Source organism: Enterococcus sp. ZQ21, from assembly GCF_030053755.1.
Lineage (GTDB): Bacteria > Bacillota > Bacilli > Lactobacillales > Enterococcaceae > Enterococcus_B > Enterococcus_B lactis.
On record NZ_CP125658.1, the window covers coordinates 1,256,964 to 1,269,302 of the forward strand.

9 protein-coding genes and 3 pseudogenes are annotated in these 12,339 nt (G+C 35.4%); 6 read left to right on the plus strand and 6 right to left on the minus strand.

From position 1 onward, the window contains the following. Window positions 1-70: 70 nt before the first annotated feature. The 3 genes from QK255_RS06070 to QK255_RS06080 form a co-directional block, all read right to left on the minus strand. Window positions 71-511 (minus strand): hypothetical protein, encoded by a 441-nt coding sequence (locus QK255_RS06070; RefSeq protein ID WP_050558389.1) that lies wholly within the window; start codon window positions 509-511, stop codon window positions 71-73. Window positions 512-613: 102 nt separating this feature from the next. Further along, a protein-coding gene (locus QK255_RS06075; RefSeq protein ID WP_086956687.1) for an IS3 family transposase occupies window positions 614-1,776 on the minus strand; the annotation gives its coding sequence in 2 pieces (ribosomal slippage) (window positions 614-1,500 and window positions 1,500-1,776; 1,164 coding nt in all). A gap of 287 nt (window positions 1,777-2,063) precedes the next feature. Continuing rightward, window positions 2,064-2,279: a DUF378 domain-containing protein gene (locus tag QK255_RS06080; RefSeq protein WP_002293281.1), complete on the minus strand. Its 216-nt coding sequence runs from the start codon at window positions 2,277-2,279 to the stop codon at window positions 2,064-2,066. 610 nt (window positions 2,280-2,889) lie between these two features. On the opposite strand from QK255_RS06080, the gene QK255_RS06085 reads away from it, so the two are divergent. Then, entirely contained in the window at window positions 2,890-3,675 is a 786-nt protein-coding gene (locus QK255_RS06085) for a glycerophosphodiester phosphodiesterase (protein WP_002342184.1), read from the plus strand. A gap of 272 nt (window positions 3,676-3,947) precedes the next feature. On the opposite strand, the gene QK255_RS06090 is transcribed toward QK255_RS06085, so the two are convergent. Then, window positions 3,948-4,835 carry a peptidylprolyl isomerase gene (locus QK255_RS06090; RefSeq protein ID WP_002293286.1) on the minus strand — a complete coding sequence of 296 codons (888 nt, stop codon included), beginning with the start codon at window positions 4,833-4,835 and terminating at the stop codon, window positions 3,948-3,950. Window positions 4,836-5,019: 184 nt separating this feature from the next. Between QK255_RS06090 and QK255_RS06095 the strand changes: the two are divergent. Next, window positions 5,020-5,858 (plus strand): annotated as a pseudogene (locus QK255_RS06095) (CPBP family intramembrane glutamic endopeptidase). Window positions 5,859-6,053: 195 nt separating this feature from the next. Further along, window positions 6,054-6,868: pseudogene (locus QK255_RS06100) on the plus strand (cell wall anchor protein). Window positions 6,869-7,080: 212 nt separating this feature from the next. Here QK255_RS06100 and QK255_RS13340 read toward each other — a convergent pair. After that, window positions 7,081-7,446: pseudogene (locus QK255_RS13340) on the minus strand (Spx/MgsR family RNA polymerase-binding regulatory protein); the annotation flags it as partial. A gap of 155 nt (window positions 7,447-7,601) precedes the next feature. On the opposite strand from QK255_RS13340, the gene QK255_RS06110 reads away from it, so the two are divergent. The 3 genes from QK255_RS06110 (at window position 7,602) to QK255_RS06120 (ending at window position 11,196) form a co-directional block, all read left to right on the plus strand. Next, window positions 7,602-8,108 carry a cysteine hydrolase family protein gene (locus QK255_RS06110; RefSeq protein ID WP_002342186.1) on the plus strand — a complete coding sequence of 169 codons (507 nt, stop codon included), beginning with the start codon at window positions 7,602-7,604 and terminating at the stop codon, window positions 8,106-8,108. Window positions 8,109-8,276: 168 nt separating this feature from the next. Beyond that, the gene (locus QK255_RS06115; protein ID WP_033706156.1) at window positions 8,277-10,190 is read left to right on the plus strand and encodes an alpha/beta fold hydrolase; all 1,914 of its coding nucleotides are present in this window, start codon (window positions 8,277-8,279) and stop codon (window positions 10,188-10,190) included. Window positions 10,191-10,194: 4 nt separating this feature from the next. Beyond that, window positions 10,195-11,196, plus strand: coding sequence for an alpha/beta hydrolase (locus QK255_RS06120; RefSeq protein WP_002293296.1), 1,002 nt, complete (start codon window positions 10,195-10,197; stop codon window positions 11,194-11,196). 244 nt (window positions 11,197-11,440) lie between these two features. Here QK255_RS06120 and QK255_RS06125 read toward each other — a convergent pair whose 3' ends face one another. Further along, window positions 11,441-11,647: a DUF3955 domain-containing protein gene (locus QK255_RS06125; RefSeq protein WP_002293297.1), complete on the minus strand. Its 207-nt coding sequence runs from the start codon at window positions 11,645-11,647 to the stop codon at window positions 11,441-11,443. Window positions 11,648-12,339: the final 692 nt, after the last annotated feature.

Sequence of the window (12,339 nt, forward strand, 5' to 3'; positions counted from 1 at the left end):
CGCGTTTTTCAAAATAAAATAGCGTTAAAACACACAATGAACAGACAGAAATGTGAAATTTTCTATATCATCAAAACGGTGTGCCGTACGCATCAGTAATCAAGATCACTCCATCGGGGGAAACTCGATAGAAACCGACACTTCCTGATCCTCCTTGGGCACGAGTCTGCTTGCTAGAAGTCGTGAACAAATAATCTTGATCGATTTTTTGATAAAAGCTAGTAACGATATCTTCACTTTGTAATTCGGAACGATGGGCAATAAGAAATAGAAGTGCTTCATCAGAGTTTTCCAATGGAAGAGAAGGTTCAGTTCTTTCTTGCATTTCAGATGTTGAAGAAATGGTAGACGACTGAATGCTTGATTGGCTATATTGAGAATCTACATTATTAGTAGAAGTATTAGTAATGGAAGCAGTAGAAGTACTTTTAGTTGAACCGACTTTAGGTGTTGAATTGGTTAGTGAAGATTCATTGATAGAATTCTGGAATGGCAACAGTTTTTTTGACAAATTTTATAAGGTGCAGAACTTCTTTCCGTATGCTATTCCGATTGTCCTTGACAATGAGCCTCCTCGGATGTGACGATCTTCGGCAGGAGCTAACAGTTAAAGTTAGACTGCCTCGCTAGCGTTAGCACATCCGAGCTCATTATCAAGGATTCGCTGCGCCAATCTCTGGTTACGGTAACCAACCGGTGTCTCGTAGCCAAGTGTACCGTGCAACCGAAGGTGGTTCCACCAATTGACATAGTCAAATAACTCCAAATCCAATTGTTGTAAGGTTTCAAATGTGTATTGATAGACAAATTCTACTTTCAACGACTTATAAGTTGATTCAGCTACGGCATTATCAAAAGGACAGCCTTTATGACTCAATGATCGATTGATGTCAAAAGTTGTTAATAATTCATCAATAGCTTGGTTATCAAACTCTTTTCCACGATCAGTATGAAAAATCTCAACCTCTGTCAGAGGTTGTTTGATACGGCTAAATGCTTTTTTTACTAGAACGGCATCTTTATGTTCTCCACAAGAATAGCCGAGAATTTCTCGATTGAACAGATCCAAAATGAAACAGACATAATTCCATTTTTTCCCGACTCGTACATAAGTCAAGTCTGTTACGATCGCTTCTAATGGGTTGTCTCTTAAGAATTTACGATTCAATACGTTTGTCGTTTTGGCTTCATTGCAAGTAGAATGATGTACTTTAAAATAAGCAACAGTATAGCTCGATTTTAATCCTCTATTTTTCATGATTCTACTAATTTTTCGTCGGCTGATCTGAATGCCTCGTTTTGATAAGGCTTTTTTTATTTTTCTTGAGCCGTAGGCCTTTCGGCTGCGGATAAATTCTTCAGCGACTACTTCTTCAAGTTCTGATTCGTCTTTCTTTGGTTTTGATTGATAATAATAGGACTGACGTGATAGACCTAATATTCTGCACATCGCTGATATAGGGTAAAGATGCTTATTCGCATCGATTACTTGTCTCTTCGTCCGAATATCAGCGCTGCTTGCTTTAAAATATCATTTTCCATTTCTAATTGCTGGTTTCTTTTACGTAGTTCTAACAATTCTTTTTGTTCAGGCGTAAGATTATCTTTTTCTTTGAATGAACCACTCGTTTTAGATTGCTTTACCCATTTGTCAAATGCTGAAGCCGTTAGTTCATATTCTCGAATGATTTCTACACGTGGCTTTCCAGCTAAGTAAAGATTGACGATTTGTTGCTTGAATTCTTGTGAAAAAGTTCTTCGTGTTCTCTTAGACATAAAAATTCCTCCTGGTATGTTTTCTTCTAGTCTACACACCTTAATTTTTCTGTCTAGTTAATTGTAGCCTATCCATTCTTTGTAGCATTTCCACAGGCTGAAAAAAGTAGTACAACCCCTAACAATCCTACGTAAATCCCTTTATTCATGATGGTACCTCCTAAAATAGATTACCTTGATTCAGTATACCACTTTCCATGTGGAATCAGATGACTTCAAAATAAAAAAACCTTCCCACTAATGGGAAGGTTCATGAAGATAATTGCTTTTTTAATAATTATAGCTTTCTAATATCTTTCATCAACTTTTCTAGTAATCATAGGGAAAAATTTCAAGCAGTAAATCGCACAAATACCTACGATGATATAAATGATCTTCGCAAAAATAGTTGTTGAACCACCAGCAATCATAGCTACTAAATCAAATTCGAACAAGCCTACCAACAACCAGTTCAGCCCTCCCACAATCAATAAAGTTAATGCAATAGCATCTAAAGTTTTCATTAGAATTCTCCTTTCTTAAATGATAAAACAATTATATATCAAAAAGAAAAACATTGCTTATATAACGCTCAGGGATTTTATCAATCTATGCAAAAAGAGGAAAAACAAGTAAAGGTATCGCAGATAATGCCTTCAATCAAAAAAAGAAATAGACTTACAAAACGTCTGATTTTCAACATTGACAGTCAGAAATACTTGATGAGCTCCGATGAGGGATGAGGAATGACTTGCGGACTCACTTATCCATAAAATAAACGATAGCCTTCTCGAAAACTCGAGAAGGCTATCTGACGATTCAATATTCATTAATTTAAAGTTTCGGTGACTATTACTAACTATTACTTATTTCTCATTTAAACGATGTATTCCCTAACCTCTAATACATCCTTGTAACTCTGAAGTTACGCCAGTTTTGAATAAATTTCATAAAAACAAATGAAAAGTGTCGCATAAAAATATCTTTCGTGTTTCTTTAGTATAACAGAACAAGAAGAAAAAGTCCATAAGGGATATTTTTAGCTCATTTTAAAATAACTTTTTAATCAGGTTTAAGTTTGCTATACTTGTTTTTGAGGTGATTTGGCAAGTGAAAAAAAAGATTGGAATAGTAATGCTATTCACTGTTTTATTAACAGGATGTGTTTCATTAGCAAATAATTGGTTGGAACATGAAGGTACTTACTTAGTGGCTCATCGTGGCGCACACATTATTGCGCCTGAGAATACGGTGGAGAGTATCCATCAAGCAAAAATATTAGGCTACCAAGCAGTCGAGATTGATGTTCGGACAAGTAGAGACGGCGTGAATTTTTTGTTGCATGATGACACATTGGATCGAACAACAGATGGAACGGGGAAACCAGAGACATACACGATCAAACAACTAAAGAAGTTTAATTTAGATACGAAAAACTATCCAGAATACGTAAATAAAAAAGTTAAGATACCTACTTTTGAAGAAGCCGTAAAGGAAATCAAAAAAAATAACTTGATTGTCAACGTGGATGGTTCAAAAGGAAACTGGCTGGATGAACATTTTGTTAATGACATCGTAAACACGCTAAAACAAAATAGTGTGTATGAACGTTCATTTTTTGTACTGACGGATAAAAAGATCCGAGACGAAGTCGTAAAGAATCATCCTGACTGCACAGTATCTTGGTTATATGACCAAAAAAATAAACTTGAAGATGAGATTGAACAAGTAAAAAGTTATAAAAAAGCGTTGCTCTCAGTATCTAATGATGCTGCTACAGAAGAAACAATCAATAAACTAAATAAATCTGGAATCGAGTATCAAGTGTATGGGGTGAATGACGTTAAACGATTTGAAGTGTTAAAAAAATCATCCGTTCCAATCGTAGAAACGGATGAAATCAATCCTAGTGATTTATAAACATAATATATTCATTTTATGTAATTATTCATCTTTATATCCATTTTTGAACCTAGGTCGTCAAGTTGACTTAGGTTTTTTTATATAGCATGTTCATAAATAAAAAAACTTCTTTTTTATTTTATATTGATATGATTGTGATAAATTCAGTTACTTGTTTTGGTATGGAAAAAAATAACCCGCATGAGGTCGTGGCAGAAGTGTTCATCTTTAAGAAATAAGAAGTAATTTCCGAAACTTGCTTGCCACATCCCCAATCGGGTCAAACTTGTTTATTTGAATATATTTTTTACATAAGGATCTTTAATAGTTACATTGTCTTTTTTCATCACTTTATGGATTGTTTTATCCATGAATTCCGTATCAAGGGTTTTTGTTTCCGTGGCGATTTTTTCTAGCTCTGATTTGTATTTATCTTTATTGGCACCTTTATCCTGTTTTTTTACCATTTTTACTAGATAATAGCTTTGCTGATAAGTCGTTGGATCTGTTACAGGAATGATATCAGAAACTTCCCCGTTGTTTAATTGAAATGCTGCTTTTTTTACTTCAGTAGGAATCCCTGGATTGGTTGAATCAAAATTCATTTTTCCATCAGTTTCCTTTAGTGTTTTATTTTTTCCATAAGCTTGAACAAGCTTGGAGAAATTTTCCCCTTCATTTACTTCTTTTTTTGCATTATCTGCTTCTTCTTTAGTCGAAAATGGGATGATCTGTGTACTAACTTCTGGATGGAATTCTTTCCAAGCAGTGTCTAGATCTTTATCTGTTAATTTTACATTGGCTTTCAAACCGTACTGGAAAGCCAGCATCTGTTTCAAAAGTTTCTTATATGTCTCTTCCGTTTGGCCAACTGCTTTTAATTGTTCTTTGTAGTTTGGACCAAGTTTTTTGATCTGTTCATTATATTCTTTTGTTATTTCCTTTGAAGAAATCTCTTTTCCGTATACATCATCAAATGCTTTGAAGACGATCATTTTTCTTAATAGTGTTTGATTGTTTGATTTAACTTTTGGGTTATCATAAAAATCCTGAACTGTAAGTGTTCCACCTTTAAACGTTGCAATTGTTTCATTGGACTTGCTACAACCTGAGAATAGCAAAATAGCAAATGCTGAAAGGCACATAATCAGTAGTTGTTTTTTCAAAAAATTTCCCATCCTTTCCTTATTAAAGACAGTCTAACAGAAGAACCAGGCAGACAGTCTTTCATTTTCGTAAGGTTGCTGTAGACATTCTTAGTTCGTAAAAATCTATTCTCTCTATGATGGAGAACATTTACATAGTTTTCACGAGACAAGAAAGAAAAGGGTTATTACACTTAATATAAAGGAGGGATGAAAGATGATCAGGATTATTCGATTGATTGGCTCTGTTTTAATAGTCTTAGTTGGTTTTGTTTTAGGAATTCTTGTCAATAATGCACTTGCGGATATGTTTCTTGGAGACAGTGAATGGATTGGAGCAATTGCTGGTACGGTTGGACATTTAGTTGTTTTTTTACTAGCTTTATTTCTTGCTAGTAAGATAGAAGGGAAAAAAGTGGAAGATTATGGTATTTCTGGACGAGGAAAAGACTGGGGGTATTTAGTGGGAGGTCTCGTTGGTGGAATTGGAGTGTTTCTGCTTATTACTAGTCCATTATATTTGATAGGGGCGTATCGGTTAGATTCAGGAAACGCAAATATTGTGCCGCTGATCACGAGTTTTATTTTATTTATTGCAGTGGGGTATCCGAAGAGCTTTTATTCCGTGGCTTTTTTCAGCACCAGCTGCTTAGATTTGGTCCGTTAATAGCAATGATTGGATCTGCTGCATTATTTGCTCTTTTGCACGGATTGAATCCTAACATGACATTTCTGGCAGTTTTCAATATCTTTTTAGCAGGTTGCTTTTTCAGTGCACTTATCTACAGTACAGAAAGTTTATTTACGGCCATCGGTGCTCACATTACTTGGAATTGGACACAAGGAGTTATTTTAGGTATACCAGTCAGCGGAACGTAAGAACAAGGTTTTTTCTCCACTCTGGTCCAATCGCAAAACACAATAATTACTGGGGGAAACTTTGGGGCTGAAGCGTCTATATCGACTACATTATTCTTGTTAGTCTTGATTGTTGGTTTGTTACTCTATGCATATAAAACAAAGCGAATGAAGAAACATACTGCTGTTTATCAATAAAAGATGAAGAAAGCAAGGCTGATATCGGTCTTGCTTTTTTAAGTCTTTCATTGATTAAACGAAAAAGTAAACAGATTCAAACGAATACACGACATCTTTTGTTAAATTTTCACAACTGACTGTCGTGTTCTCATCATTTTCATTTTATATAATTCCTTTATCAAATAGAAGGTTATTATATGGAGAGTGATTGAAATGAAGAAAACAGCGACCGTATTATTTGTTATTCTTGGGCTAAGTATAATTGCAGCAATGATTGGAATCAGTACTTCTGCAAATGAACGGACAAATGAAAAATCTTTCATTTACTGTGAAAACTGATCGGATCGTTTATGACGTGACACAACAAGTCATTACTATTCCGATCAAACCAAATAAAAGCGTGAATGCTAGTGATATACATGCTGTTTTAACATATGGTTGGGATGGTAATGGAAGTTCAGAAAAGGTTATTGGGGAAGTTTATTTAAAGGACGTACAATGGACCGCTGGTATTGAGTATACAATAATGATTTCTGCAGAACTATCGATTGATGAGATCAAGAGTAAAGATAAAGTTGATTTGATTGTTTTTTATGATGGACAGATGACGATTACGGAGAATTTGAAACCAAGTAGTTGGACAGTTGTTGGACCGTCGAGCAGTACGGATAGTACGAGCAGTGAAAGCAGTACGGATAGTACGAGTAGTGAAAGTAGCACAGGAAACACAAGTAGCGAAAGCAGCACAGGAAAAGTAAATAATGAACTTGATTTGGTACCTATCATACCAACTAAGGAACAAAAGAGAAATGCAGGGAGCAACCTAAAAAGTGTGCTAAAACAGTCTGATTTTGTTTCTCGTGGAATTGATCATCAAGAAAAAGCGAAAGAAACAGATAAGAGAAAAAGCGATTTACCAGAAACTGGTAGTAGAACCATAAACAAGCTAATTACATGGATGGTTGTGTTACTCATTTTGATTTGTAGGAGCAAGCTATTTTCGTTCTCTCTTCCATCGAGTGAAATAAAGAATAAAAGCAACAGATTTAAAATTGAATAAAACGATAGATTTTTGAGTGAATATTTCATTCGAGAGTGCTGTATTGCCTGGCGAAGTTGTAGCTTTGCCAGGTTTATTTTTGTTTACTAACATATTTGAGAAACAGGAAATAACAGGAACGCAAAGATTATTTTCTTTAAAATCAACAAGATGACCAGAAAGCAAGAGTTCGTTGAGCTCTTGTTTTCTTTTAGTTTTAGGAAGGAACATCCTGATTTTATCTTCGCTAAATCCAGTCAAAAGTTTTGCAGGTTGGTCGTAGATAATCGGTTTTTTCAATAAAGAAGGGGACGTACGAATCTCAATATATAGTTCACTCAAACTGAGCTCATCTATTCTGTGAACAAGATTTTTATAACTAATAGAATGAGTAGAGAGCATTTCGGTCACGCCATTGTTTGTCAATTTTAGTAAGTGGATAAATTCATTTTTGGTTAGTGGTTGACGAATTAAGTTCTGTTCGATAAACGGTATATCATGTGTGATAAGCCAACGTTTTGCGCGTCTAGAAGACGAGCAACTAGAACCTATATATAATTTAATCATGATACATTCCTCCAATAGCTAAATATTTATGAAATAATAACATGAAGAAATAGTCGAAAAGTGCCATTTATAGGTGTAAAATAAGAAATTGTTGTCACGTATAAAGGAACTAACTAGATAAGAAATACTATTAAATCAAGAAAGAAGGCATACATATGTCAAACACAGCCGACGCATTCGTAGTGATCGATTTACAAAAAGGGGTATGTTTTGATTCTTCGCCGATACACGGATTAAAAACAGTGACAGCATTAGTGAATAAAAGAATCAAAGCATACGAAACGATTGGAAAGCCAGTTATTTTCGTTCAACACGAAGATGATCAATTAGTACCAAAAACAAAACCATGGGAGCTATTGTCGGAATTATCTATTCCTGAACACAGTTATTTTGTGAGAAAAACCCATGCGAATTCATTTTATAAGACTAATCTGAGTATGTTATTAACTGAATTGGACTGTCATTCGATCGAATTATGTGGGGCGCAAACAGAGTATTGTATAGATACGACTGTGAAGTTTGCTCATGGATTAGGTTACCAGCTTATGATGTGCAGAGGAGCAGCGACGACTTATGATCATCCTTTTATGAAAGCAAAGGAAACAATCGCTTTTTACGAGAATATTTGGGATAAACGATTTCTGACATTTTTGGAGCAATAAGCTGTTTCATTGTTTAAAGAAAAGCAGAATGGATAAACCAGTATCCATTCTGCTTTGTTACGTAAATTGAGAAAATAATCCTGTTCTATTTTTATGGGATAAACCGTTTGTTTTTTGTATAAAAAATGTTTGCGTTTACATATAATTCTCCTAGAATCATAAAAAGGAGTGAATCGATTGAGAACAAAACAAGTGTTAAAGGGAGCGTTGGTCGTCTTATTTGCTGTAAGTACAAACGTCCCGCAATGGTCAGTATATGGAGAGAGTATCTTTTCCGAATCGGGATCTAGGGAGGTCGAAACCACGGAAACAACTGATGCTAGAAACGAAACGAAATCGAGTACTTCACAAACAGAAACAAGTACTGAAACAACGGCTGAGACATCTGTTACTAGCACAGATCAAGAAACGACCGCTACCACAGATAACCAACAAACAGATGAAGCAACAGCTACAGAAACGCCAAACGACAAATCCTCTTCTGCTAAAGTAAGTGACAAAGAGAATGGGACAGAAAATGATGATATCGGTAAAGGCGAAAACTTCAATGGTAAGAAATATCTTAATTACTTCGGTAAACAGATGACAGATATACTTAATGGACCAGTAGATGAAATTAACGCACGACTAATAGGTTTAGTATTAAGTGAGCTTTTTGGTAAGGATTATGGTGTAGACAAAGAGATTATCAAACATCTGATTGCTACTTATCTATTGTATGATATCGCTTTTTCTAAAAATAGTGTGTTGATGTCAATGCTTGGAGGTACAGATGATGGTACGACGCCTACAGAAAACACAGGCTTCTATCCAAACACAAAACAACTTCATCAAACTGTACTAAACAAACAAGACGGCAAAATGATGGATGTGTATGCTTACTATGTCGACCAGGGTTCAGATAAAACAGTCATGATCCATGGCGGATTTAGAGGGAATTGGAATAATGGGATCGTTACAGAAGAATACAATGATTTTTATAAGGCAGGGTATAATTTATTATTTGTTGATTCCAGAGCAACTGGTAACAGTGGAGGCGATTATGTAACCTATGGACAATATGAATCAGATGATGTCCTTTACTGGATCAATCAAGAAGTTCGAGAACGTCCATCTCAAAAGATCCTGCTGTATGGTGGTTCCATGGGAGCAGCTACGATGATGTCTGTATTAGCAAAAGATATCCCAGTCAATGTCAAAGGAATTATTGAAAATTGCGGATTTGCATCAATCGATGAACAACTACGTTTTACGTATAGCCAGACAGTAGTCCCTGCATTACCGCCTGCCATAAAAAATCAGTTAGACATCATTGGGGATCAAGAGCATGAAGATTTGTTTATGGGGCTTTTGAAACAATATTATTTTGATCAGGAGATGCATTTGGATCCGACAGCCGCTCTACCTACGATTGGAATGTCTGGTTCATTGCCTAAATTGATCATCCATGGAACGGCAGATGATGTAGTACCTGTGTCTAACGCGCAAAAACTATATGAGTTAGCAGGAGGGTATAAAGACCTTTTATTGGTAGAAGGAGCAGGGCATGGAAAGGCACAGGAAGTTGACCATGCTGCCTACACGAAACATGTAACGGACTTTTTGAAAGTAGTGTTCCATGATCAGATAAACGTGAAATATGTGGATGAAAACAATAAAAGTCTACTCAAAGACCAGGACGAAATCTGGCTTTACGGAGCTTATGGAGAGAATTATGTGACAGAGCAAAAGACATTCGAAGGATACGAATTAGCAAATGTTGAAGGACCGACTGAAGGGGTTTTTAACGAGACGACACCAACTATTATTTACCATTACAAAAAAATCCCAGTAGTTCCACCAAAAAAACAAGATCCGGCAGAGAATGCAGACAATAAGGGAAAGGATGAACCTCGAGATGATCAATCAAGTGATGATACGCTACCGATTCAGATGACAGTGAAAGTACAAAAAAAGACAGATACAAAAAAAGGAATGTTGCCGAAAACTGGGGAAAAGAAACATTCGCTTCTCATTTATTCAGGTGGATTTTTATCTGCTAGCACGATTATCACATGGATTTGGCGAAGAAAGAGAGGGTAAATGAATGAAATGGTTCAAGCGAATAGTGATTGCAGTGCCAGTTATCATCGTAGTTATTTTAGTCACTGTATTTTTGATTAATCAAATCACACCAAAGCCGATTAGTTTGCTTGTTAGAAAACAATTTGACACAAGTGAAAAAGAACAAGTATATGCCAGACCAGACGATTTCCAGCAAAAAATCAAACAAATCGATAGAAATAAAGAAATAACTTATCCTTCAAAGTACAAAAACAATCATATGGATATCTACACACCGAAAACGGAGAAGAAAAAGTTGCCCATCCTTTTCTGGATGCATGGAGGCGCATATGTAGGAGGGGATAAAAACGATTGTCGTGATTATTTGGAATACCTATGTTCAGACACGCAGCAGATCGTCGTAAATATCGATTATGAACGATCACCTGAAGCAAAGCATCCTACACCAGTTATCCAATTGAGCGAAGCCATTCAAGCAGCCAAAAAAGAGATAAAAGAGCAAGCGGATTGGTCGAATATTTCGATTGGTGGCGATTCAGCAGGCGCACAAATTAGCGGAGAGTATTTGTTAGCACTTCAAAACGAAGAAATCAAAAAAGCCGATCAACTTGATCCAACTTTGGAGAACAAGCAGATCACAAAATTTGTTTCTTTGTCTGGACTACTAGACCCTTCTGCATTTACCCAAGTAAGTGATAAGATTTCTAGCTTTCTTTATGCAAAATGTGGATGGGCTTATTTTGATAGTAAGAACTTTGAACGTTTAGAAGACGTCAAACATTTAGCTTTAGCAAGACATGCAGACCGTTGGACGCAAAAAACATTCTTGACGGATGGGAACACAAATACGTTTACGAAACAAATGGAACAAACAGCTTCTGCATTTGAAAAAGTAGGAGTGAAAGTCACAAAAGTAGACTATACGAAGAAAAATGTTGTCTTGAACCATGAATATCAGTTTGATTTTAGTAATAAACAAGCGCAAGAAACATACCAAAAATTAGTAGCATTTTTCAAGGAATAAACGCTCATGATGTAAAAGAGGATGTGAAGAAACTGCTTAGTTCCGAGTCAGAAGGAACTAAGCAGCTTCTCAGGTTTGATGAATAGTGGGACTGGTGACTGAAGAGCTTGTAGGTACCGTGTATCAGTTCTCGCGAAAGAGACGTCCAGCCTATTGTCAAAAGATTGTTTATGGAAAATATTTATTCGGAATAAGGAAAGGTGATATGTTTTTTTTTACGGTCTCTTTTACGTAAATTTTATAGTCAGATTTGTTGTTTCGATCGTTTAAAAAAGGTAACAAATCCGAATCCAGCGGAGGCAAAAAGGGATAAAAGACCGAGCGGTAAGCAAAAGAATGCTGGTTCTACTAATATTCCGTTGTTATTGATATAAGGCTGGGAGCAAAGATGAATAGCAAATAAAATCAATGCACTAGCGAAAAAAAGCAAAGAAATATGAATAGCTTTCATACGCAGCACCTCCTTTTTTTATAATTATAGGATAGATAGATTAAGAATTCATAAATGTGTCAAGTTTGTTAGAACGTGAACAAAAAATACCATCCATCTATCATAAGTAAGTTTGGAGCAAAGTTATCTCATGATAAATGAAAAAGGATTCATCCATCATATAGATAGGAAGTTCATTAGTATATGTCTAGACCAATAATGGAAAATATGAGAAAATAATAGAAAAGGTTTAGGATACCCCCCAAAAAGAATTTCCCCAAAAAATCGATGTATCCTAAACTTTTTTATTTTACATAACAATCATAACAACTGTGAAATAAAATTACAAACGATAACCTAATATGTATTCGAAAGCCAGTTTTATCCGGAGAATGCTTGATTCATCAAATATTTATTTTTATTTTTTAGAAAATAAGAAACAAAACTAATAAAAAAAAGAAAAAATAAATTTTTTCCCTACTGTATACTATCCTTGTTATCGCATCTAATAAGTCACTCGAATAATACCAATACAACCTTCTCCAAAGATGTGATAACATACGTTCTAACCCACCGACTATTGATGTTCTGTACCACCCTTACAGAACCCGAAAAGCCACTACCAAATATTTGGTAATGGCTTTTTAGGTTTTAATGGATTTTTTACTTTTTCTGTTATAGTAGGATTCTTCCTTTTTTTAAAAAATATTTAG